This is a genomic window from Burkholderia sp. AU33803, assembly GCF_002223095.1.
Classification (GTDB): Bacteria; Pseudomonadota; Gammaproteobacteria; order Burkholderiales; family Burkholderiaceae; genus Burkholderia.
Genome location: NZ_NKFJ01000004.1, coordinates 980,088 through 1,003,073 on the forward strand (window position 1 = coordinate 980,088; position 22,986 = coordinate 1,003,073).

The window sequence follows — 22,986 nt, forward strand, 5'->3', positions numbered from 1 at the left end:
CGGCGGTTGAAACAGTTGTCAACGCAGTTGCGGTACCGGGCGCCGGAGGGCGGCGCACCAAGATTCGAATAACGAAACGAGAGAAAAACGCATGAGCGCACGCATGGCCCGCGAGGCCGACTTCATCACGCACGACGGCGAAGCGCTGTTCTATCGTCACTGGCCCGCCACGGGCCCGCGCTGCCGCGGCGCCATCGTGTTGCTGCACCGCGGCCACGAACACTCGGCGCGCGTCGCGCACCTGGTCGACGAACTCGATCTGCCCGATTTCGCATTTTTTGCGTGGGATGCGCGCGGCCACGGCCGCTCGCCCGGCGCGCGCGGTTTCAGCCCGAGCGCGGCCGCGTCGGTGCGCGACCTGCAGACCTTCGTCGAACATATCCGCGACACGCACGGCATCGCGATCGAGGACATGGCGGTGGTCGGCCAGAGCGTCGGCGCGGTGCTCGCGGCCACCTGGGCGCACGATTATGCGCCGCCGATCCGCGCGCTCGTCGTCGCGTCGCCGGCGTTCCACATCAAGCTCTACGTGCCGTTCGCGCGGCCGGGCCTGCGGCTGATGCACAAGCTGCGCGGGCTGTTCTATGTGAACAGCTACGTGAAGCCGAAATTCCTCACGCACGATCCCGAGCGGATCGCGAGCTATGCGTCCGATCCGCTGATCACGCGGCCGATCGCGGTCAACATGCTGCTCGACCTGCACGACACCGCGCAGCGGATCGTCGCCGACGCGGCCGCGATCACCGTGCCGACGCAGCTGCTGATCTCGGGCGCCGACTGGGTCGTGCATCGCGGCCCGCAGGACCGCTTCTTCGAACGCCTCGGCGCCGCGCGCAAGGAGCGCATCGTGCTGCCGGGCTTCTATCACGACACGCTCGGCGAACGCGACCGCGCGCAGGCGCTCGCCCCGCTGCGTGCCTTCGTGCTGCGCGAATTCGATGCGCCGAGCCCGCGCGTGTCGCTCGCCGACGCCGACCGGCGCGGCGCGTTCCACGACGAATACGCGGCGCTCGGCCGGCCGCCCGCGAATGCGTTCGCGCGGGCGTACTGGGCGCTCACGCGCGCCGGCCTGAAGGCCGGCGGCGCGCTGTCGGACGGCATCGCGCTCGGGTTGCGGCTCGGCTTCGATTCGGGCTCGACGCTCGACTACGTGTACCGCAACCGCGCGCAAGGGCGGCTCGGCGTCGGTGCGCTGATCGACCGCACCTATCTCGATTCGCCGGGCTGGGTCGGCATCCGCCAGCGCAAGGTGCATCTGCAGGAGCTGATCGGCGCGGCGATCGGCCGCCTGCGCGGCCACGGCGCACCGGTGCGGATCGTCGACATCGCGGCCGGGCACGGGCGCTACGTGCTCGACGCGATCGCGTCGGCCGCCGAGCGTGACGGCGCGGCGCCCGACGACATCACGCTGCGCGACTACAGCCCGCCGAACGTCCAGGCCGGGCGCGTGCTGATCGCGCAGCGCGGCCTCGAGTCGATCGCACGCTTCGAGCGCGGCGACGCGTTCGACGAGGCGTCGCTCGCGACGCTCGAGCCGCGTCCGACGCTCGCGATCGTGTCGGGCCTCTACGAGCTGTTCGGCGAGAACGCGCTGATCGAGCGCTCGCTGCGCGGGCTCGCGCAGGCCGTGCCGCCGGGCGGCTATCTCGTCTACACGGGGCAGCCGTGGCATCCGCAGCTCGAATTCATCGCACGGGCGCTGAACAATCACCGAGGCGAAGCGACCTGGGTGATGCGCCGCCGCTCGCAGGCCGAGATGGACGAGCTCGTCGCGCGCGCGGGCTTCCGCAAGCTCGACCAGCGGATCGACGACATGGGCATCTTCACGGTCAGCCTCGCGCAGCGGGTCGACGCGTCATGAGCGCGCTCGGCGGCGGCGCGAGCGACCTCGCCGAACCGGCCTCGGCGGCCGATGCCGGCGCCGGCGCCGGCGCGCGCGACGCGTCGCTCGCGCTGCGTTTCGGCTGGCTCGCGGTGATGGGGGCCGTGTTCTTCTCGACCTACGGCTTTGCGAACTGGCTCGCCGCGCGCCGCGCGGCGGTGCCGACCTTCGCGTTCGGCTGGGAACACGCAATCCCGTTCGTGCCGTGGACGATCGTGCCGTACTGGTCGATCGACCTGCTGTATGCGCTGTCGTTCTTTTTCTGGACGCGCCGCGCCGACCTGCTCGATCACGTGAAGCGGCTGTTGACCGTGCAGCTGATCTCGGTCGCGTGCTTCATCGCGTGGCCGCTGCGCTTCGGGTTCGAGCGGCCCGACGCCGGCGGCGTGGCCGGTGCGCTGTTCACGCTGCTGATGGGCTTCGACAAGCCGTTCAACCAGGCGCCGTCGCTGCACATCGGGTTGCTCGTCGTGCTGTGGGCCGTGTATGCGAAGCACCTGCATGGCGCGCTCGCGCGCGGCGTGCTGCACCTGTGGTTCGCGGCGATCGGCGTATCGGTGCTGACCACCTACCAGCATCATGCGATCGACGTGCCGACCGGCGCGGCCGTCGGCTGTCTCGCGCTGTTCCTGTTTCCGTTGCGCGATGCCGCGGGCCGCCTGCCGGGCGCCGATGCGTCGCCGGGCGCGGCCGGCCGTGCGCTCGCGCGCCGCTATGCGCTTGGCGCGGCGGCGCTCGCGCTCGTGGCGCTCGGGTGCGTGCCGCGCGCACCCGGCTGGGCGCTGGCGGCAGGGTGGGTCGCGCTGGCGCTCGCCTGTGTCGCGTGGATCTACCGGCGCGGCGCGCCCGGCGCTTTCCAGAAGGACGCGCTCGGCCGGTTCCCGGTCGTCATGCGCTGGCTGCTCGCGCCGACGATTGCCGGCGCGTTCGTCAATTCGCGGCTATGGACGTTCCGGCAGCCGGCGCCGGTGAGGATCGACGAACGCGTGTCGATCGGCCGCACGCCGACCACGCGCGACGTGCGCCGCCACGGTTTCACCGCGCTGGTCGACCTGACCGCCGAAATGCCGCGCTGGACGTCGGTCGATGCGTCGCTCGCGTATGCGACCGTGCCGCAACTCGACCTCGTCGCGCCGACGGCTGCGCAACTCGCGCAGGCCGTCGCGGCGCTCGAACGCCTGCATGGGGAAGGGCGCGACGTGCTGGTCTGCTGTGCGCTCGGCTACGGGCGCAGCGTACTGTGCGCGGCCGCGTGGCTGGCGGCGCGACGCGGGCTCGGCGATGCGCGCGACGCGCTGGCCGCCGTGCGTGCGATGCGGCCGCATGCGGTGTGGTCGGACGACGGCGTGGCCGTGCTGCAGCAGTGGATCGATTGCCGTCGCGGCGCGGGAGGCGCGTGATGCGCGACCCGTCCGCGCCCTTCAGGATTGCCGCCGCGCGCGGCGCGCTCGATGCGGGTGCGTGGGCGATCGCGGCCGCGCTGGCCGCGGCCGGCGCCGGCTGGTGGATCGCGGCGGGCTGGGCGCCGACGACGATCGCCCGCGTGCTGCTGGCGGTGGTCAGCACCGGGTCGGGGATCGCGGCGCTGTGGTACGCGGTGCGGATCGAGATCGACCGCCGGTTGTTCGCCGCGCTCGCGCGTGCGGCGGCGGGCGACGGATCGGTCGACGACGGCCTCGCGGCGCTCGACCGCGCGCTCGCCGATCTCGGCTGGATCGATGCGTCGAAGGCCGGACGCGCACTCGACGCCCGCGTGCGCGGCGCGGTCGGGCTGTGCCGGGCCGGTGTGCTCGTCGCGATCGTCCAGTGGGTCGTGGTCGGGCTCGCGATCGCCGTGCCGCAGATCGGCTAGCGCCCGTACAAGGCCGCCGCCGCCGGCTCGTCGCGCCGCGTTACGCGTGAGCGACCCGCTGCGACCGCGTGCGTTTCACTTCATACATCGCCTGGTCCGCATGCTCGATCAGCGCGTTCATGTCGGTGCCGTCGTCGGGCAGCAGCGCGATCCCGACGCTGACGCCGAGCCGCATCGGGCGCCCCTCGAATTCGAACGGTTCGCTCACCTGACGCGCGAGCCGCGTGCTTTGCGCATGCGCATCGTCGCGGTTGCCGATGTTCGGCAGGATCACCGCGAATTCGTCGCCGCCGATGCGCGCGACCGTGTCCGAGCGCCGCACCGCCCCCTGCATCCGCGTGGCGATCTCGCGCAGCGCCGCGTCGCCCGCGCGATGGCCGAACCCGTCGTTGATCGGTTTCAGCCCGTCCATGTCGATGTTGAGGATGCCGAGCCGGCCGTTCGCGCGCAGCGTCGTGTGCATCGACTGCCGCAGCCGGTCGTAGAACAGCGCGCGGTTGGGCAGGCCGGTGAGCGCGTCGTGCGTCGCGCGCAGGTACAGTTCGTTCGCCTCGTTACGCGCCGCGTGGAACATCGCGGCGGCGATCAGGTCGGCCGTCAGCCGCAGCGTGCCCGCGTCGGCTGGCGAAAAGCCGTCGACTTCCGGCGACATCACTTTCAGCACGCCGACGGTCGTGTCGGCATGGGTGAGCGGCATCACGAGCATCGAGCGCAGGCCGACCCGCCGGCAGGCGTCACGATCCACGCGCGGGTCGGTTTCCGAATCGATGCAGTGCAGCAACGCGCCTTGCTGCACGCACAGGCCCGACAGGCTGCCCGAGCGCCGCAGCCGCAGGCCGAGCATCCCGGCTGCCGTGCCGGACGCCGCGCGGTACACCATGTCGTCGCCCTCGGCGAATTCGACCGCGGCGGCGCTCGCGCCGGTGAGCCGTGGCACCTGTTCGGCCACATAGGCCATCACGCTGCCGAGATCGAGGCCGAGCTTCGCGATCTCGGTCTGCACGGCAATGATGCGCAGCAGCGTATCGGGGGACGGAGTGGCAGTGTCGACGATTTGATTCAAGTCAGTTTTCCGTGAAAGAAAGCACGTCCGGCGGCGTCGGAATGCGGTAGCATACGCGCCGCCTCGCGGCCGCGCGTTCAGGCCGGGCGGTCTGCAACGGATCGCCGCCGGCCAGCCGATCCGCGCCGGCAGTATGCCGTTTGACCTGCCGGGCGACAACGGCGCAATTCTTACCATTCATCCCTCTCGCGCAGCATTTCCGACCGGATTGAGGTTTTTTCGCTTCAACTTCGCGAATCGGGGTAAGTTTTGTCCTATTTTTGAGATAGTGTGACGAATGGGCGTGTGCCGGTGCCAGGCGCGCGTCGCACGATGCCGCGCGATTAAAGAAAGCGCCGCATCGTTTCGATAAATGAATCAGGCCAGTTAGATATATGAGGGGAAGCAGTGGGGATGTTCACTCACGGGCATAGCTGCTTTGCGTGCATCGATTTCGATTGCGATGCGACGGACGACCGGATGATCCTGACGAAACGGAGTGCCGCATGAAGCCGGCCGTGTCGCTGCTCGTCCTCTCGGCCGCGATGGCCGGCGCGTTTCATGCCGCCGCGCTGTCGGCCGCGCCGCTGCCGGCCGTGCCGGTCGCCGCCGCGTCCGGCGCTGCGCCGGTGCTCGCGGCCGCGCCCGCGGCGGCCGGCGCGAGTCCAGCCGGGCTGCCGGTGACGACGGTGCGCCTGCCGTTCGCGTCGCTCGGCGCGTTCGATCCGCTGCGCCTGCGCGGCGCCGACGACGCCCGCACGATCAATGCGGGCGTGCGGCTCGACCGCGTGGTCACCGGCGCGCGGCTGCGCCTGACCTACGCGTATTCGCCGTCGCTGGTGTTCCCGATGTCGCACCTGAAGGTGTCGGTGAACGGCGAGGTGATCGCGACCGTTCCGTTCGACGCCGCACAGGCGGGTCGCACGGTCACACAAGAGATCCCGATCGATCCGCGCTACTTCTCGGACTTCAACCAGATCGGCCTGCGCCTGATCGCGCACTACACGCTCGACCATTGCGAGGATCCGGCCAACTCGGCGCTGTGGGCCGACGTGAGCCCGAAGAGCGAGCTGATCCTCGACGAATCGCCGGTCCGCCTGCCGAACGATCTCGCGCTGCTTCCCGCGCCGTTCTTCGACCGGCGCGACAACGGCCGCGTGCGGCTGCCGTTCGTGCTGCCGGCGTCGCCCGATTCGGCGACGCTGCGCAGCGCGGGCGTGCTCGCGTCGTGGTTCGGCGCGCTGGCCGACTACCGGCATGCGCGCTTCCCGGTATCGACCGGGCTGCCGGCCGACGACCAGGCGGTCGTGATCGGCACGGCCGCGACGCTGCCGGCCGGCCTCGCGCTGCCGTCGATCAACGGCCCGCTGCTCGCGGTGGCCGACAACCCGGCCGCGCCGGGGCGCAAGTTGCTCGTCGTCACGGGCCGCACGGCGGCCGAGGTCGACGATGCGGTCGCGACGCTCGTGCTGGGCCGCGTGGCGCTGTCGGGGCCGTCGGCGACGGTCGCGCACGTCGATCTCGGCGCGCCGCGCAAACCGTACGACGCGCCGCGCTGGCTGCCGGTGAACCGGCCGATCCCGTTCCGCGAACTCGTCGCCGATACGCGCGAGCTGGAAGTGCGCGGCACCACGCCCGACGCCATTCGCCTGAACCTGCGCGTGCCGTCCGACCTGCATTCGTGGAACGGCGCGGGCGTGCCGATCACGCTGCGCTACCGCTACACGGCGCCGACGGTGCAGGACAACTCGACGCTCGCCGTCGAGATCAACGACCAGCTCGTGAAGTCGTACCGGCTCGGGCCGGCCCATGCCGAGGACGCGCACGGCCGCATGCAGCTGCCGTTGCTGTCGGTGCCGGAAGGGCGCGTGACGAGCGACGTCGACATCCCGGCTTTCCGGGTCGGCAGCGGCAACCAGTTGCAGTTCCGCTTCACGCTCGATTCGCAGAAGACGGGCCTGTGCTCGAGCACGGCGACCGAGCCGCAGCGTGCGGCGATCGATCCCGATTCGACGATCGACTTCTCGCACTTCGTCCATTACGCGCAGTTGCCGAACCTCGCGTTCTTCGCGAACAGCGGCTTCCCGTTCACGCGCTTCGCCGACCTGGCGCAGACGGCCGTCGTGATGCCCGACCGGCCGTCGCCGCAGGAGCTCGAGGCCTACCTGACGATGCTCGGCCACATGGGCGAATGGACCGGCTTCCCGGCACTGCGCGTGCAGGTCGCGCGGCCCGGCGACGTCGCCGCGCTGTCGGGCAGCAAGGATCTGCTCGTGATCGACGGCTCGCCCACGTCGCCGCTGCTCGCGCACTGGCGCTCGGCGCTGCCGCTCGTGATCGGCGAGCAGGGCAGCGCGGGCGGCGCAGGCGCCGCGCGCGTCGCCTTCTCGGTGAAGGAGCGCTGGCGCAACGGCGTCGGCCTGACGGAAGGCGGCGCGCATATCGAGCAGACGGGCTCGCTCGCGGCGCTCGCCGGGTTCGAGCTGCCGGGCAGCCGCGGGCGCAGTGTCGTCGCGCTGACGGCGACCGACCAGCCGCGCCTCGGCGATCTGCTCGACGTGTTCGAGAACGGCGGGCTCGTGTCGCAGCTGCAGGGCGACCTGGCGCTGGTGCGGCCGGGGCAGGTCGACAGCCTGCGCGTCGGCGAGCCTTACGTAGTCGGGTTCGTGCCGTGGTATGCGCGGGTGTGGACGCAGGCGGCGCGGCATCCCGTCGTGCTGGGCGCGGTCGGCGTCGTGGCGGGGCTGCTGCTCGCGCTCGGCGTGTTCAGCGTGCTGCAGAGAATCGCCGCGCGTCGACGGGGGATGTAACGGATGGCGCGGGCAATGGCGAAGCGACGGGCAACGCGGCCGGCGCGGCGCGTCGGCGCGGCACTCGCGCTGGCGGTGGCGATGACGTGCGCGGCGGCCGGAATGGCCACGCGCGCGCAGGCCGCGGGAGCCGCTGCGGCTGACGCGGCCGACGCGGGCTGCGGCGCGGCGTGGCCGCGCTGGGACGCGTTCAAGCGCGATTTCATCTCGGCCGACGGCCGCGTGATCGACGTCGGCTCGGCCGATTCACGCACGGTATCGGAGGGGCAGGCGTATGGACTTTTCTTCGCGCTGGTCGCGAACGACCGGCGCATGTTCGACACGATCCTCGCATGGACCGAGAACAATCTCGCGCAGGGCGACCTGAGCGCGCACCTGCCCGCGTGGCTGTGGGGCCGCGCGCCCGACGGCGCGTGGCGCGTGCTCGACGCGAACGCGGCGTCGGACGCCGACCTGTGGATCGCGTATGCGCTCGTCGAGGCCGGACGGATGTGGCACGAACGCAGCTACACGGCGCGCGGCGCGCTGCTCGCGAAGCGCGTGCTCGACGTCGAGACGGCGACCGTGCCGGGCCTCGGCCTCACGCTGCTGCCCGGGCCGACGGGGTTCAAGCTCGCCGACGGCCAGTGGCGCGTGAACCCGAGCTACTCGCCGCCGCAGGTGATCCGTGCGCTCGGCGCGCGCCTGCCCGACGACAAGCGCTGGGCCGCGCTCGCCGCCAGCACCGGCCGCGTGCTGCTCGACACCGCCCCGAAAGGCTTCTCGCCCGACTGGGCGCTGTATCGCGCGGGTACGGGTTTCGGGCCCGATCGCGACACGCAGGCGGAGAGCGCGTACAACGCGATCCGCGTGTATCTGTGGGCCGGCATGCTCGACCGCGCCGATCCGCTCGCCGCGCCGATGCTCGCGCGTTTTGCGCCGTTCGCCGACCATATCGCCGCGCACGGCGCGCCGCCGGAGAAGGTCGACACGACGACCGGCGTCGCCGGGCCGAACGACGGCAACGGCGGCTTCTCGGCGGCGGCCGTGCCGTTCCTCGACGCACGCGGCCAGCGCGCGCTGGCCGATGCCCAGGCGGCGCGTGTCGATACGCTCGCGCGCCAGTCGCCGCCCGGTTACTACACGAGCGTGCTGACGCTGTTCGGGCTCGGCTGGCGCGACGGGCGCTACCGGTTCGGTGCGGACGGCACGCTCGACGCCCGCTGGGGAGGCCGCGCGTGCGCCGCCCGCTGAAGCGCGCCGCGCCGCACGTCGCGGGATTCGCGTGGCTCGCGTCGTCGGTGTGTGCGGCGGCGCCGGGCACCGCCGCGCACGCGCCGCCGGCGAACCCCGCGACGCCGGCGACTGCCGCGTCCGCCGATGCGCAGCGTCTGCTCGACACCGCGCGGATGTGGGGCGTCAAGCATCGCGACGACCTCGCGCGCGACGCGCTGCGCAAGGGGCTGCTGATCGCACCGGGCGATCCCGAGCTGCTGGCCGAACAAGTGCGCGTGCTGCTGCGGCTCGGCGATGCGAAAGGCGCGCAGGCGTCGCTCGCGCGCCTGCAGGCGCAGTCGCCGAATGCGCCCGCCACGCGGCGGGTGGCTGACGAATACCGCGTCGCGACGAGCGGGCGCGGCGAGATGGCGCAGATTCGCCTGCTCGCGCGCAGCGGCCGCGCGGACGAAGCGGCCCGGCGGATCGTCGCGCTGTTTCCGAACGGCGCGCCGTCGGGTGCGCTCGGCGCCGAGTATTACCAGATCGTGTCGAATGCGCCGGGCGGACGCGAGCCGGCGATCGCCGCGCTGCGCCGCGCGGTCGCGGCCGATCCGCAGGACACGAGCGCGACGATGGCGCTCGCGCGGCTCCTGAACCAGCGCGCCGAGACGCGGCCGGAGGCGAACCGGATCGCCTGGGCGCTCGCGAAGCGCGCCGACGCCGACCATACGGAGGCGATGGCGCTGTGGCGACGCGTGCTGCAGTCGGCCGGCAGCGATCCCGCGTATCTCGACGCGCTGCATGCGTACCTCGCGCTCGTGCCGGACGATACCGAATTCGTCGACCGCGTCGCGGAACTGGATCGCCAGCGCGACGCGCAGCGCCAGCTCGAACGCAATCCCGACTACATCGCGCAGCAGCGCGGGCTGCAGGCGCTCGCGCGCGGCGACCTGGCCGGCGCCGATCCGCTGCTCGCGCGCGCCGCGCGGACGCGGGCGGACGACGCCGACGCGATCGGCGGGCTCGGCCTGCTGCGCCTGCGCGAAGGGCGGCACGACGAAGCGCGCACGTTGTTCGCGCGCGCCGCGACGCTGTCGACCGACCAGCGCGGCAAATGGCAGGGCCTCGCGCGCACCGCCCAGTTCTGGGGGCTGCTCGCGCAGGGCCGCGCGGCGGCCGCGGCAGGCCGTCCGCAGGACGAGGAGCGCACCGCACGCGCGGCACTCGCGATGCAGCCGGACAGCCCGGATGCGAAGCTGCAGCTTGCCGACGCGTTGCTCGCGCAGCGCGACTGGGCACGCGCGGAGCCGTTGCTGCGCGAGTTGCTGGCCGCACGTTCGCCGGACCTCGCGGCCGTGCGCGGCACGGCCACGCTGTACGAGAACACCGGCCGCGCGGACCAGATCGGCCCGCTGCTCGATGCGCTGCAAGGCCGCGTGACGGGCCGCGACGATCGGCGCGCGCTCGACGGCCTGCGTGCCGACCTGCTCGCGAACCAGGCGCGTGCGCTCGCCGACAAGGGCGAACGCGGGCCCGCCGCGCAGCGTTACGAGGCGGCCGTGCGCGCGGCGCCCGACGCGCCGTGGACGCGCTTCGCGCTCGCACGCCTCTATCGCGACATGGGGCTGCCGCAGCTCGGCCGCACGGTGATGGACGACGGGCTGGCGCAGAGCGCGACGCCCGAGATGCGCTACGCGAGCGCGCTGTACCGCAATTCGCTCGACGACGTCGCGGGCGCGCAGGCCGCGCTCGCGCCGGTCGACGAGGCGCATCGTTCGGACGGGATGCGCGCGCTGGCGCGCAAGCTCGATGCGCAACGCGCGCTGGCCGATGCACGCGGTGCGCTCGCGCGCGGCGACCGCACGGCGTTTGCCGCGTCGCTCGCGCAGGCGCAGGCGAGTGCGCCGGACGACCCCGACATGCTCGCCGCGATCGGCGCGCAATGGATCGACGCGGGCGAACCCGACCGCGGGCTCGCCCCGTTGCACGACTGGATCGCCGCGCACCCGCGCGAAGCCGACGCGGACGTGCGGCTGCGCTACGGCGACCTGCTCGGCAGTGCGGGGCGCGACGACGCGCTCGCCGCATGGCTCGACACGCTGCGCCGCGAACCGTCGCTGACGCCCGCACAGACGGCGCGGATCGAAGACCAGTCGCTCCGGCTCGTGCTGCGGCAGACGGACGACGCGATCGCGCAGCAGGATTACGCGCAGGCGCGCACGCTGCTCGATCGTGCGAGCCCGGCCGGCCGCGCGGACAAGCGTTATGCGCTCGAACTGGCCGATCTCGAACGGGCGCAAGGCCATTACGATGCGGCGCGCGCCGCGCTTGCGCCGGTCGTCGCGCGCACGCCGGACGATGCGGAGACGCAGCTCGCGCTGGCCCGCATCGACGAGGACAGCGGCAATCGGGCCGCGGCGCTTGCCCGCGTGCAGGCGGTGCTGGCCCGCACGCCGGACGACGACGTCGACACGCAACTGTCGGCCGTGCGTCGCCTGAATGCGTTGCGCCGTCCGGACGAAGCCGGGCAGGTGACCGACCGGCTGCATGCCGCGTACCCGGCGCGCGCCGACGTGACGGTCGCGGCCGGCCGCGTGGCCGAGGCGCAGGGGCGCTATGACGATGCGGCGTCGCTGTACCAGATGTCGCAGTCGCAGGAGCGCACGACGGGCGTGAGCCCGGGCCGTGACGGACTGACGCCCGCGCAGGCCGCGTTCGCGGATCTCCAGCAGCGGCGCAATCCCGAGATCGAAACCGGCTGGACGCCCGCCTACAAGTCGGGCGACGAAGGCGTCTCGTCGTATCGCGCGCAGCAGGTGCCGATCTACATGCAGATGCCGATCCGCTACGACGGGCACGTGTTCGCGCAGATCGACACCGTGCATCTCGACCCGGGCACGCTCGACACGAGCAACCCGAACGCGTATTCGCTCACCACGTTCGGCAGCTACGCGGAACTCAAGGCAAAGAACGAGCTGACGCCCGCATCGATCGCGAATCCGCCGGGCTCCGTGCACCAGACGGCCACCGGCGTCGCGCTCGGCGCCGGCTACCTGACGGACGCATGGCGCTTCGATCTCGGTACGTCGCCGCTCGGTTTCCCCGTGCATTACCTGGTCGGCGGCGTGCGCTATCGCTTCGATGCCGGCCCGGCCAGTTTCTCGGTGAATGCGTCGCGGCGCCCGGAAACGAGCAGCGTGCTGTCGTATTCGGGGATGCGCGACCCCTGGACGGGCGCGGTCTGGGGCGGCGTGCGCCGGGATGGCGTGACCCTGCGCGCGTCGGTCGACGTCGGCCGCACGAACCTGTTCGCGGAACTCGGCGCGGGCGTGCTGTCCGGCCGCAACGTCGAACGCAACGCGGAGGTCACGCTGCGCACCGGCTTCACGGTGCCCGTGTACGAGCGCGCGACGATGAAGGTCAGCACCGGGCTCGTCGGCAATGCATGGCACTACGCGGAGAACCTGCGCTACTACACGTACGGGCAGGGCGGCTACTACAGCCCGCAACGCTACCTGTCGCTCGGCGTGCCGATCGAATGGGCGGGGCGGCACGATGCGCTGTCGTGGGACCTGACCGTCACCGGCGGGATTTCGAACAGCTACGAGAAGGATTCGCTGTATTACCCGATGTCGTCGGACCAGCGGGCCGCGCAGGTGGCGGCGGGGTTCGTGTACACGGGCAGCTCGACGCGCGGCGTGTCGTTCTCGTACGGGATCAACGGGATCGTCGAGTACCGCGTGAACCCGCACCTGAGCGTGGGCGCGCAGTTGAAGGTCGACCGGTCGCACGACTACGCGCCGAGTTCGGCGCTCGTGTACCTGCGCTATGCGTTCGACGCGCGCGCACAACGCAGCTGGCTCGTCACGCCGACGCCGGTGCGGCTTTATTCGGATTACTAGGGGAACGCCGTGAATACGGAACTCGATGCCACCCGCTCCGCGCTCGGCGCCACCGGCCTGGTCGATCGCCTGCGCGCGCTGCTGCGCGTGGGGCCGGCCGGCGGTCGCGCCGGCACGGTGAGCCGGCTCGCGATCGACGGCTTGCCCGATACGTGGACGCAACTGGAAGCCGGCGGCCTGTACGCGATCTACGCGGCCGGCGGCACGCCGGCCTGCGACGCGCTCGTGTGGGAGAGCGCGCGACAGGCGCGCACGCGCGACGTGACGGTCGTGCTCGCACGCGACGCGACGCACGTCGCCGAACAGATGCAGGCGCGCGGCTTTGCAGGCGGCGCGCAGCCGGCCGGCTGGCCGCGCAACCTGAACGTGCTGGCGATGCCGCCCGCGACTGAGCCGGCCAACGGTGACCACACCGGCACCGGCGCCGGCGCAACCGCGGACGCCCCGCGCCGCGCGGCACCGGGCCCGTTCGCACGGCTGACCGGCGGCCTGCGCGCGCTGAAGCGCTACGGCTTTTGCGCGCGCTCGCTGTATTTCGTCGAAGGCGCGCAGCGCTGGTTCAGCTGGGACGACCCGATCGCGCTCGCCGACGAGGCGCATGCACTCGCCGACTGGTGCCGCACGCGCCGGATCGCGCTGGTGCTGCTGCTCGATCCCGAAGCGACCCGCGCGGGCGGCGCCGCGCGCACCGACGATGCGCCGCTCGTGCGCGATGCGGATCGCACGCCGCGCAGCGGTTTCCACGGTATCTGCTCGGGCGTCGCGCAGTTGCAGCGCACGCACGGCGAGCTGCTGTGGGTCGTCGATTTCTGGCGGGCGGGCGACACGCTCGCGGCCGGCGAAGTGCGGCCGCTGCGCTTTACGCCGGGCGGCCGGCTGTCGGCGAGCATCGACGGCGGCACGACCGAGCCCGCACGCCGGATGAAGCTCGCGAGCGACGAGGATCGTGTCGTCGTCAGCCGCGCGGTGCTCGAAGGCACGAACCGCGTGCCGGACGGCTGGGAGATCGTCGAGGACAACGCGGCCGTCGTCGCCGCCTGCGCACATGCGCAGGCCGCCACCGCGGTGCTCGTGTTCCGCTCGCATGCGCAGCTCGAAGCGCTCTGCGCGGACGTGCACGCATTGCGCCGGCAGTGCGGCGGTGCGCTGAAGATCGCGGTCGTCGAGCGCGGCGAAGTGCTGCGCCAGCAGTTCGAGATGCTCGTGCTGAGCGTCGGCGCGAGCCGCGTCGTCGCGCGCGATTTGCCGGTATCGCGGATGCAGGCCGCCGTGCACGCATTGCGCGGCCAGCTCTATGCGCGGCCCGTCGCGGCCGACTATCGCGCGGCGCTCGCGGCCGCGCTCGGCGATTCGGTGCTCGGCTACCTGCCGGTCGGCGCGTTCTGCCTGCGAATTCGCGCGGTGCTCGATCGCGGCGCCGTGCTCGCGCTGCCGCACACGCTTGCGAAGATCACGCTGCTGCCGGGCGTGTCGCACGTCGACGCGCTGCGTCATTGCAAGCCGCGCCGCGCGGGCGACGTCGTGACGGCCGATGCCGCGCACCTGTACGTGTTCCTGTTCGCGTGCGAACCGGCCGATGCGGAGGACGCGCTCGCGCGCATCTTCGACGTGCCGGTCGACACGCTGTCCGACCGCGTCGTATGTCTCGGGCACGGCAGCATCGACACCGAGCTCAATGCGCTGAAGGCGGAGAACCGGCGCGCGCCGATTGCCGACTACAGTGACCTGTTCGCGGCCACGCAGCCGGCGGGCGCGGCGCGCACATCGCCCGCGCGCACCGACCTCGGCGCGGCGTTGCCCGACGCGAGCGACGTGAGCAGCGCGATCGACGCGATCGATACGATCGTCGCGCTCGAGGCGATCGGTGCGACACCGACGGCCGCGGCTGTCGGTGCATCGGCGCCGGAGCCCGTCATTCCCGCCGCGCGCAAGCGCAGCGCCGTCCGCAGCGCGATGCCGCTGCGCAAGGAGGGAGTCGCATGATTGCCGAAATCGTCATCGGTTTCATCGTCGGCATCGTGATCGCGGTGCCGGTGTGGATCGTCGCGCAGCACCTCGGCATCGGCCGCGGTTTTCATGCGCCGCGCGGCATCGACCGGCGCGACGCGGTGCCGTGCGAACTGGTGCCGGTCGCGCTGCGCGGACGGCTGCTGCCCGATGCGGCGCGCGGCGAGCATAGCGGCGAGGCGGCCCGATGAAGACGATCGCCATTGCGTCGACGACGGGCGGCGCGGGCCGCACGACGCTCACGGCCGCGCTCGCGGTGCTGCTCGCGCGTCGCGGCCGGCCGGTCGTCGCCGTCGAATTCGATGCACAGAACCTGATGGGCGCGACGCTCGGCCTCGACTCGCTGGCCGAGCATGGCCTCGCGCAGAGCCTGCTCGGTGGCGGCGAGCCGTGGCATGCCCATACGTGGCGTAACGCCGACGGCGTGCTGTTCGTCCCGTACGGGCAGGTCGACGCGGCCGGCGCCGCCGCATGCGATGCGCGGCTCGCGGCCGATCCCGCGTGGCTCGCGCGCGCGCTCGACGAGATTGCGCTGCCGGCCGACGGCGTCGTGCTGATCGACACCGCGCGCTATCCGTCGACGCAGGCCGAGCAGGCGATTCGCCGCGCGGACCTGACGCTCGTCGTCGTGCCGCCCGAGCCGACCGCGTGCGCGACGACGGCCGCGCGGCTCGGTGCGCTGCGGGCCGGCGGCGGCGAACTGCAGATCGTCGTGAACCGGCTGAATCCGGCGCGCGACATGCAGCGCGATGCGCTCGGCATGCTGCGCGCGGTCGCGGGGCCGGCGTCGATGCTCGAGCAGCGCATCCACGTCGATGCGGCCGTGCCCGAAGCGCTCGCGCGCGGCAGCTGGATCTTCGACGACGCGCCGTATTCGCAGGCGTCGCACGACCTGAACGGCGTCGCGAACTGGGTCGATACGTGGCTGGCGGCAGGCGCCGCCGGTCGCCGCGGAGCGGCGCGATGAACGCGGGCTTCGCGCTGCGCCTGCGTGCGGCCGGCCGTCGTGCGGCCGACTGGCTCGCACGTGGCATCGGGTTGCCGGCGCAACGCACGCTGGTCGACTGGATCGTGCGGCTGTTCTTCCACGCGCCGCCGCCGGGCCGGCCGGATCACGTGCGCCGCTGGGTGCGCGTCGCGTCGCTGCGGCTGGCGCAGGAGTGGGGCGTGCTGCAGCCGCTCAGCCCGCGCGAATGGCTGTGGCGCGCGATCGTGCGGGCGCCGCGTGCGGCGGACGGGCGGCCCGCGCGCGATCCGCTCGCGTGGTTCGACAAGTATGTCGTGCCCGTCTATCTGGCCGGGCGCGCGGTCGGCCGGCGCATCGACGCGCTGCTCGCTCGCCTGCCGTGGGTGCGCTGGGGCGGCTGGCTCGATGCGCGTGCGAACGGCGTCGGCCGGCACCGCTGGCTCGCGCCGCTGCTGCTGGTCGCCGGCGCGCTGCTGTGGGCCGCGGCCGGGATGTCGCCGCTGATGCCGGGCGCACAGTTCGCGTTCTTCGCGATCGTCGCGGTGCTGGCGCTCGCGCTGCGCCGCCTGCCGGGCCATCTGCCGACGCTCGCGCTCGCGTCGCTCGCCCTGCTCGCGACGGTGCGCTACATGTGGTGGCGCACCACGCAGACGCTCGATTTCCGCAGCCCGGTCGAGGCCGTCGCCGGCTATCTGCTGTACGGCGCGGAAGCCTATACGTGGATGATCCTGCTGCTCGGCTTCGTGCAGACCGCGTGGCCGCTCGACCGGCCGATCGTGCCGCTGCCCGACGATCCCGACACCTGGCCGACCGTCGACATCTACATCCCGACCTACAACGAGCCGCTGTCGGTCGTGAAGCCGACCGTGTTTGCCGCGCAGAGCATCGACTGGCCGACGGCCAAGCTGCGCGTGTATCTGCTCGACGACGGCAAGCGCCCCGAATTCGAGGCGTTCGCGCGCGAGGCCGGCATCGACTACGTGACGCGCGACGACAACCGCCACGCGAAGGCCGGCAACATCAACCGCGCGCTGCCGAAGACGCACGGCGAATACATCGCGATCTTCGACTGCGATCACGTGCCGACGCGCTCGTTCCTGCAGACGACGATGGGCGTGTTCCTGCGCGACCCGAAATGCGCGCTCGTGCAGACGCCGCACCATTTCTTCTCGCCCGATCCGTTCGAGCGCAACCTCGGCACGTTCCGCGAGATCCCGAACGAGGGCAACCTGTTCTACGGCCTCGTGCAGTCGGGCAACGACCTGTGGAACGCGACGTTCTTCTGCGGCTCGTGCGCGGTGCTCAAGCGCAGCGCGCTGGAAGAGGTGGGCGGCGTCGCGGTCGAGACCGTGACCGAGGATGCGCACACGGCGCTCAAGCTGCACCGGCGCGGCTATACGTCGGCATACCTGCCGACCGTGCAGGCGGCCGGCCTCGCGACCGAAAGCCTCGCGGGCCACGTGAAGCAGCGCACGCGCTGGGCGCGCGGGATGGCGCAGATCTTCCGCATCGACAACCCGTTCCTCGGGCGCGGGCTCGGCCTCATCCAGCGGATCTGCTACGGCAACGCGATGCTGCACTTCTTCTACGGGATTCCGCGGCTGGTGTTCCTGACGATCCCGCTCGCGTACCTGTTCTTCCACCTGTACTTCATCAACGCGTCGGCGCTCGCGCTCGCGAGCTACGTGATCCCGTATCTGGTGCTCGCGAACGTCGCGAACTCGCGGATGCAGGGGCGCTACCGCCATTCGTTCTGGGCCGAGGTCTACGAATCGGTGCTCGCGTGGTACATCGCGCTGCCGACCACCGTCGCGTTCTTCAGCCCGAAGCACGGCAAGTTCAACGTGACCGACAAGGGCGGCAAGATCGACGAAGGCTACGTCGACTGGTCGACGTCGAAGCCGTATCTGGTGCTGTTCGGGATGAACGTGCTCGCGATCCTCGCCGGCCTGTGGCGGCTCGTGGCCGACCAGGGCGACGAGGCGTCGACGATCCTGATCACGCTCGGCTGGACCGTGTACAACCTCGCGATGCTCGGCGCGGCGCTGGCCGTGGCGCGCGAGACCAAGCAGGTGCGCGTCACGCACCGGATCGCGATGCGCGTGCCGGCCATGTTGCTGCTTGCCGACGGCTCGACGGCCGCGTGCTTCACGAGCGACTACTCGACCGGCGGCCTCGGCCTCGAAGCGGTGCCGGGGCTCCCGCTTGCCGTCGGCGACACGCTGACGGTGTGCGTGACGCGCGGAGACCGGCCGTTCCCGTTCCCGGTGCGCGTGAGCCGCGTGACGCCGACCCACGTCGGCGTGAGCTTCGACGAACTCACGCTCGAACAGGAGCGCCAGCTCGTGCAATGCACGTTCGGCCGCGCGGACGCGTGGCTCGACTGGCACGAAGGCCAGCGGATCGACACGCCGCTGGGCGGGCTGAAGGAAGTGTTGCGGATCGGCCTGGACGGCAACGTACGGATGTGGAAGGGTGCGGCGCGCGGCCTGCTGGCCATGCTGGCGCCGAAACTCGATCGGGCGCGCGACTGACGCGGCGCTCATCATGGAGTGGGTTAGATGACGTTCTGGAATCTGTATTTCATCCTGAAGTTCGCGCTGTTCGCGACCGGGCACCTGCAGCCGTTCTGGCTCGCGAACCTCGCGTTCGCGGTGGCGCTCGCGGCGAGCGCACCGATCCGGCGGCGCGCGTGGCGCATCGTGCGGCAGGTCGTCGCGATCGCGATCGCGGTGCCGCTGCTCGCGCGCGAGATGCATGCGCCGCCGCTCGCCCGGCTCGTCGAGGCCGCGCGTGAAGTGAGCACGTTCAACCTCGACTACTGGATGGAGCTGCTGCCGCGCCTGCTGCCGCCGGTGCTGCTGCTGACGGTGGCCGGCGCGCTGATCGTCTACTTCATCGTCAACCGCTGGCTGCGCGTCGCGACGTTCGTGCTGGCCGTGCTGATCGTGATGCCGTTGTGGCAGGCCGGCAGCGGGCTGATGGCGCGCGTCGTCGCACCGCTTCCGCAGCAGGCGGCCGCGACGGGCGCGACGCTCGCCGGCCAGCCGGAGGATCACAACGCCGCGCTCGCGACATTCCGCACGCAGGAATCGCAGCGGCAGGTCGCGTTCGGCCATCTCGGCAACGATCCGGCCGCGCAGTTCGACGTGATCGTGCTGCACATCTGCTCGCTGTCGTGGGACGACCTCGACGCCGCGAAGGCGCGCAACCATCCGATGCTGAGTCACTTCGACTACCTGTTCACCAACTTCAGCACGGCCGCGAGCTACAGCGGGCCGGCGGCGATCCGCGTGCTGCGCGCGAGCTGCGGGCAGGAAGCGCACGCCGACCTGTACAAGCCGGCGCCGCAGCAGTGCTACCTGTTCTCGCAACTGGCGAGCGCGGGCTACAAGGTGCAGTCGCTGCTGAACCACGACGGCCACTTCGACAACTTCCTGCAGGTGATCCACGACAACATCGGCGTGCCCGACGCGCCGCCGGTGTCGAACGCGGCCGCGCCCGTCGCGATGCACGCGTTCGACGGCTCGGAAATCAAGAGCGACTACGCGACACTCGCGAACTGGTACACGCAGCGCGCGTCGGTGCCGGGCCCGGTCGCGCTGTACTACAACACGATCAGCCTGCACGACGGCAACCGCGTCGTCGGCAGCGCGCTCACGAGCATCGACTCGTATCCGCAGCGCGTGACGAAGCTGATGGACGACTTCGATCACCTGGCCGACCTGATCGCGCAATCGGGCCGCCGCGCGGTGATCGTGTTCGTGCCCGAGCACGGCGCCGCGTTGCGCGGCGACAAGAACCAGGTCGCGGGGCTGCGCGAGATTCCGACGCCGCGCATCGTGCACGGGCCGGTCGGCGTGCGGCTCGTCGGCTTTACCGGCAACCACGGCGCGACGACCGTGATCGACCAGCCGACCAGCTTCCTCGCGCTCGCGCAACTGCTGTCGAACCTCGTGTCGAACAGCCCGTTCAAGCCGGGCACGACGCTCGCGCAGTACGCGGCCGACCTGCCGCGCACGCGGATGGTGGGCGAGAACGAGGGCACGGTGACGATGCAGACGGCCGCGGGCTACTCGGTGAAAACTCCGGATGGCGTATGGATCGACGAACAGTAATGCTCCCCGCCGACAGCGACGATGCGCGCCTGTCGCAACCGAACGACGTGCTCGGCCTCGCACGGCATCTGCCCGCGCTCGATCCCGAGCGTTACGTCGACGAGCAGGCGCGCCGCGCGTTCATCGAGTCGCTCGACCGGTGGCCGACGCTCGCGAAGCTGATGGGGTTGAAGCGGTAAACGCACGACGGCCGGCATGTGTGCCGGCCGTTGCGTTGCTTGCCTGCGGGCGAACCTGCTTACTGCGCGTTGTTACCTTGTTGCGCCTTGCGTTCCGGCTGGCGCGTCCACTCGTTTTCTTCGCCCGGCACCTTGCCGAAGGTCTGGTCGGCCCACGCCGCGCGGGCCGCATCGATCTTCGCACGCGAGCTCGACACGAAATTCCATTCGATGAACCGCTCGCCCGGCAGATGGGCACCGCCGAGCAGCATCACGCGGGCGCCGTTCGCGCTCGCGAGCGTCACGGTCGCACCCGGTTCGAGCACGGCCATCGTCGCGGCGGTGAGGGGCGTGCCGTCGATCGAGAGGTCGCCGTCAACGAGGTACACGCCGCGCTCCTCATGTTCGGCATCGAGCGCCAGCGTGCCGTTTGCCGTGAATTGCGCGTACGCATAGAGCGTGGGCGAGAACACGGCGACCGGCGACGTGAGCCCGAACGCGGTACCCGCGATCACGCGCACGCTCGCGCCGTCGCGCGAGAACGACGGCAGCGTGTCGGCCGCATGATGGACGAACGCGGGCGCGGTGTCTTCATGCTCGACCGGCAGCGCGACCCAGGTCTGGATTCCGTGGACCGGCTGATCGCGCGGCCGGTCTTCGTCGGGCGAGCGCTCCGAATGCACGATGCCGCGGCCGGCGGTCATCCAGTTCACGTCGCCCGGCACGATCTTTTGCCGGAAGCCGAGGCTGTCGTGATGCATCAGCGAACCGTCGAACAGGTAGGTGACGGTCGCGAGGCCGATGTGCGGATGCGGCAGCACGTCGATGCCGCGGCCGGCCGGCAGCACGGCCGGCCCCATCTCGTCGAAGAAGATGAACGGGCCGACGAGGCGGGCGGCGCGCGCGGGCAGCACGCGACGCACGACGAGGTTGCCGATGTCGCTTTCGCGCGGCGTGAGCAGGGTCTTGATCGAGGCGGACATGGTGGGGATCTGGTAGTCGAGGCGGAGCGCGTCAGGCGATCGCCGTGTCGATGGTGATCGGATGCGTGAGGATCTTGTGCACCGGGCACGCGTTCGCGATCTGCAGCAGGCGTTCGCGCTGTTCGCCGGACAGGTCGCCTTCGAGCGTGATGCGGCGCACGATCGTGCTGCCCGCGCTGCCCGATTCGTGCGCGAGCTTCACGTGCACTTCGGTGAGCGGCCAGCCCTTGCGCTGCGCATACATCTTCAGCGTGATCGCCGTGCATGCGCCGAGGCTCGACAGCAGCAGCGCGACGGGCGTCGGCGCCGCATCGCCGCCGCCGAGCGAAGCGGGTTCGTCGGCGCGCCACTGGTGGACGCCGTCGCTGAAGTGGACCAGGTAATCGACCGAGCCGATGCTCGCTTCGACGGACAGTTCGCTCATTGCAGTTCCATGTGAAAAAAAGGGAGGCCGGCGGCCGGGCCGGGCGTTACGGTTCGAGCAGTCGCTGCAGCCGTAGTTCCTCGAAGTCGAGTTCCGATTCGATCCGGTGCAGCACGGCGTCGTCGACCCGGCCGTCGCGATGCAGGTCGAGCAGCGCGCGGCGCGACACGCCGACGAGGTCGAGTTCGACGCGCAGCATGCGCGAGCGCACGTTGGCCGGCTCGGCGCCCTGGCGATGCGCGCGTTCGTTGAAGGTGACGCGGTTCCGGTATTCGGCGAGCAGGCGGTCGAGCGACGGCCGCTCGAGAGTCGAGCCGCGCTGTTCGAGCGCGTCGAGTTCGGCGAGCGCCGCGCCGAACGTATGCGCGCGCACCGCGTGCTCGGACATCGTGTGGCGCGCGGCCGGGCGCAGCTTCAGCACGCGGATCAGCGGTGCGAGCGTGCCGCCCTGCACGACGAGCGTGGCGATGATCAGCAGGAACGTGCTGAACAGGATCAGGTCGCGGCCTGGGAAATTGGCGGGCAGCGCGATCGCGGCCGCGAGGCTCACGACGCCGCGCATGCCCGACCAGCCGAGCACGACGGCCTCGCGCCACGACCACGGTGCGTGGCCGGCGCGCGGCGCGCGCAGGCGGCCCGGCAGCCACATCGCGACGAACACCCACACGATGCGCGCGGCGATCGCGGCGGCGGTGGCAGGTAGTGCGACGCGCAGGCCGGCCATCAGCACCGCGCCTTCGTGGTTCACGCGCGCGAGGATCGCATGCAGCGCGAGGCCGATCAGGATGAACACGAGCGCGTCGAGCACGAACACGATCGCCTCCCAGGTCGCCTTCGCCTTGATCCGCATGTCGGCGTCGAACACGCGATGCTGGCGCACGCCGAGCACGAGGCCGCAGGTGACGACCGACAGCACGCCCGAGCCGTCGACGGCTTCGGCGACACCGTAGCTGCCCCATGCCATCGCGAAGGTCACGACGATGCCGAGCATCGGATCGCGCAGGCGCGGCAGCACCCAGCTCATCGCATGGCCGCACGCGAGGCCGACCGCGATGCCGATCAGCGTGAGCGAGAAGAACAGGCCGGTGGCGCTCGCGGCCGTGATCGACACGGCGAGCGCGGCCGACACGGCCATCTGGTACAGCAGCAGGCCCGACGCATCGTTGACGAGACTTTCGCCTTCGAGCACCGCAACGAGCCGCGCGGGCAGCGGGTGGCGCTGCAGGATCGCCTTCGCGGCGACCGCATCGGGCGGCGACACGATCGCGCCGAGCGTGAAGCACGCGGCCCATGGCAGCGCGGGGTTCACCGCATGCACGGCGAACGCGACCGCGACGGTCGTGAACACCACCGCGCCGAGCGCGAGCGACGCGATCGACACAAGCTCCTGCCGGAATTCCTTCCACGCGGTGTAGAACCCGCTCGACATCAGCAGCGGCGGCAGCACGGCCGCGAGCAGCAGCGCCGGGTCCATGTCGGGCACGCGCTTGCCGAAGACCGCGACGACACAGCCGCCGAGCAGCAGCACGACGGCCGGGGGAATCGAAATCCGTTCGGCGAGCCACGTGAGCGCGCCTGCCCCGCAGATCAACAGCAGCAGGTAATGAAACAGCTCGACGTTGGTCATGCGTGATAGGTGATGAG

At 71.5% G+C, this 22,986-nt stretch carries 16 protein-coding genes; 12 read left to right on the forward strand and 4 right to left on the reverse strand.

Annotated features, from left to right (window positions below):
* Positions 1 to 91 precede the first annotated feature (91 nt).
* The 3 genes from CFB41_RS07065 to CFB41_RS07075 are packed head-to-tail and all read left to right on the forward strand — an operon-like array spanning position 92 to position 3,734.
* The gene (locus CFB41_RS07065) at positions 92 to 1,861 is read left to right on the forward strand and encodes a bifunctional alpha/beta hydrolase/class I SAM-dependent methyltransferase (protein WP_089456024.1); all 1,770 of its coding nucleotides are present in this window, start codon (positions 92 to 94) and stop codon (positions 1,859 to 1,861) included.
* Positions 1,858 to 3,282: a phosphatase PAP2/dual specificity phosphatase family protein gene (locus CFB41_RS07070; RefSeq protein WP_089456025.1), complete on the forward strand. Its 1,425-nt coding sequence runs from the start codon at positions 1,858 to 1,860 to the stop codon at positions 3,280 to 3,282. Before CFB41_RS07065 ends, CFB41_RS07070 begins: the two co-directional genes overlap by 4 nt.
* Positions 3,282 to 3,734 carry a hypothetical protein gene (locus CFB41_RS07075; RefSeq protein WP_089456026.1) on the forward strand — a complete coding sequence of 151 codons (453 nt, stop codon included), beginning with the start codon at positions 3,282 to 3,284 and terminating at the stop codon, positions 3,732 to 3,734. The genes CFB41_RS07070 and CFB41_RS07075 overlap by 1 nt, the downstream gene beginning before the upstream one ends.
* A gap of 40 nt (positions 3,735 to 3,774) precedes the next feature.
* Here the strand turns inward: CFB41_RS07075 and CFB41_RS07080 are convergent, their stop codons facing one another.
* Positions 3,775 to 4,797 carry a diguanylate cyclase domain-containing protein gene (locus tag CFB41_RS07080; RefSeq protein WP_373453135.1) on the reverse strand — a complete coding sequence of 341 codons (1,023 nt, stop codon included), beginning with the start codon at positions 4,795 to 4,797 and terminating at the stop codon, positions 3,775 to 3,777.
* Positions 4,798 to 5,282: 485 nt separating this feature from the next.
* Between CFB41_RS07080 and bcsB the strand changes: the two genes are divergently transcribed.
* From bcsB to CFB41_RS07125, 9 genes are read left to right on the forward strand one after another with little or no spacing between them, the layout of a single operon-like run.
* Positions 5,283 to 7,586, forward strand: coding sequence for a cellulose biosynthesis cyclic di-GMP-binding regulatory protein BcsB (gene bcsB, locus CFB41_RS07085; protein ID WP_089456028.1), 2,304 nt, complete (start codon positions 5,283 to 5,285; stop codon positions 7,584 to 7,586).
* A 3-nt stretch (positions 7,587 to 7,589) separates the two neighbouring features.
* Entirely contained in the window at positions 7,590 to 8,819 is a 1,230-nt protein-coding gene (bcsZ, locus tag CFB41_RS07090) for a cellulose synthase complex periplasmic endoglucanase BcsZ (RefSeq protein ID WP_089456029.1), read from the forward strand.
* Entirely contained in the window at positions 8,804 to 12,685 is a 3,882-nt protein-coding gene (locus CFB41_RS07095) for a cellulose synthase subunit BcsC-related outer membrane protein (RefSeq protein ID WP_089456030.1), read from the forward strand. The genes bcsZ and CFB41_RS07095 overlap by 16 nt, the downstream gene beginning before the upstream one ends.
* 9 nt (positions 12,686 to 12,694) lie before the next feature.
* The gene (bcsE, locus tag CFB41_RS07100; protein WP_089456031.1) at positions 12,695 to 14,668 is read left to right on the forward strand and encodes a cellulose biosynthesis protein BcsE; all 1,974 of its coding nucleotides are present in this window, start codon (positions 12,695 to 12,697) and stop codon (positions 14,666 to 14,668) included.
* Positions 14,665 to 14,883, forward strand: a complete 219-nt coding sequence (locus CFB41_RS07105; protein ID WP_089439809.1) for a hypothetical protein — start codon at positions 14,665 to 14,667, stop codon at positions 14,881 to 14,883. Before bcsE ends, CFB41_RS07105 begins: the two co-directional genes overlap by 4 nt.
* Complete coding sequence (gene bcsQ / locus CFB41_RS07110; RefSeq protein WP_089456032.1) at positions 14,880 to 15,659, forward strand: cellulose biosynthesis protein BcsQ; 780 nt, start codon at positions 14,880 to 14,882, stop codon at positions 15,657 to 15,659. Before CFB41_RS07105 ends, bcsQ begins: the two co-directional genes overlap by 4 nt.
* Entirely contained in the window at positions 15,656 to 18,193 is a 2,538-nt protein-coding gene (gene bcsA / locus CFB41_RS07115) for a UDP-forming cellulose synthase catalytic subunit (RefSeq protein ID WP_089456582.1), read from the forward strand. Before bcsQ ends, bcsA begins: the two co-directional genes overlap by 4 nt.
* A gap of 27 nt (positions 18,194 to 18,220) precedes the next feature.
* Positions 18,221 to 19,777 carry a cellulose biosynthesis protein BcsG gene (bcsG, locus tag CFB41_RS07120; RefSeq protein WP_089456033.1) on the forward strand — a complete coding sequence of 519 codons (1,557 nt, stop codon included), beginning with the start codon at positions 18,221 to 18,223 and terminating at the stop codon, positions 19,775 to 19,777.
* Entirely contained in the window at positions 19,759 to 19,956 is a 198-nt protein-coding gene (locus tag CFB41_RS07125) for a hypothetical protein (protein WP_089456034.1), read from the forward strand. The genes bcsG and CFB41_RS07125 overlap by 19 nt, the downstream gene beginning before the upstream one ends.
* A gap of 59 nt (positions 19,957 to 20,015) precedes the next feature.
* Here the strand turns inward: CFB41_RS07125 and CFB41_RS07130 are convergent, their stop codons facing one another.
* From CFB41_RS07130 to CFB41_RS07140, 3 genes are read right to left on the reverse strand one after another with little or no spacing between them, the layout of a single operon-like run.
* On the reverse strand, positions 20,016 to 20,918 hold the full coding sequence (locus tag CFB41_RS07130) for a pirin family protein (protein ID WP_089456035.1): 903 nt from the start codon (positions 20,916 to 20,918) through the stop codon (positions 20,016 to 20,018).
* Positions 20,919 to 20,949: 31 nt separating this feature from the next.
* Entirely contained in the window at positions 20,950 to 21,342 is a 393-nt protein-coding gene (locus CFB41_RS07135) for an OsmC family protein (protein WP_069247730.1), read from the reverse strand.
* 46 nt (positions 21,343 to 21,388) lie between these two features.
* Positions 21,389 to 22,969: a sodium:proton antiporter gene (locus tag CFB41_RS07140; RefSeq protein ID WP_089456036.1), complete on the reverse strand. Its 1,581-nt coding sequence runs from the start codon at positions 22,967 to 22,969 to the stop codon at positions 21,389 to 21,391.
* Positions 22,970 to 22,986: the final 17 nt, after the last annotated feature.

Bases quoted from the DNA above. Each gene is read 5' to 3' on its own strand.
- CFB41_RS07065 (WP_089456024.1), top strand. From the start codon at position 92: ATGAGCGCACGCATGGCCCGCGAGGCCGACTTCATCACGCACGACGGC.
- CFB41_RS07070 (WP_089456025.1), top strand. From the start codon at position 1,858: ATGAGCGCGCTCGGCGGCGGCGCGAGCGACCTCGCCGAACCGGCCTCG.
- CFB41_RS07075 (WP_089456026.1), top strand. From the start codon at position 3,282: ATGCGCGACCCGTCCGCGCCCTTCAGGATTGCCGCCGCGCGCGGCGCG.
- bcsB (WP_089456028.1), top strand. From the start codon at position 5,283: ATGAAGCCGGCCGTGTCGCTGCTCGTCCTCTCGGCCGCGATGGCCGGC.
- bcsZ (WP_089456029.1), top strand. From the start codon at position 7,590: ATGGCGCGGGCAATGGCGAAGCGACGGGCAACGCGGCCGGCGCGGCGC.
- CFB41_RS07105 (WP_089439809.1), top strand. From the start codon at position 14,665: ATGATTGCCGAAATCGTCATCGGTTTCATCGTCGGCATCGTGATCGCG.
- bcsQ (WP_089456032.1), top strand. From the start codon at position 14,880: ATGAAGACGATCGCCATTGCGTCGACGACGGGCGGCGCGGGCCGCACG.
- bcsA (WP_089456582.1), top strand. From the start codon at position 15,656: ATGAACGCGGGCTTCGCGCTGCGCCTGCGTGCGGCCGGCCGTCGTGCG.
- bcsG (WP_089456033.1), top strand. From the start codon at position 18,221: ATGACGTTCTGGAATCTGTATTTCATCCTGAAGTTCGCGCTGTTCGCG.
- CFB41_RS07125 (WP_089456034.1), top strand. From the start codon at position 19,759: ATGGATCGACGAACAGTAATGCTCCCCGCCGACAGCGACGATGCGCGC.
- CFB41_RS07130 (WP_089456035.1), bottom strand. From the start codon at position 20,918: ATGTCCGCCTCGATCAAGACCCTGCTCACGCCGCGCGAAAGCGACATC.
- CFB41_RS07135 (WP_069247730.1), bottom strand. From the start codon at position 21,342: ATGAGCGAACTGTCCGTCGAAGCGAGCATCGGCTCGGTCGATTACCTG.
- CFB41_RS07140 (WP_089456036.1), bottom strand. From the start codon at position 22,969: ATGACCAACGTCGAGCTGTTTCATTACCTGCTGCTGTTGATCTGCGGG.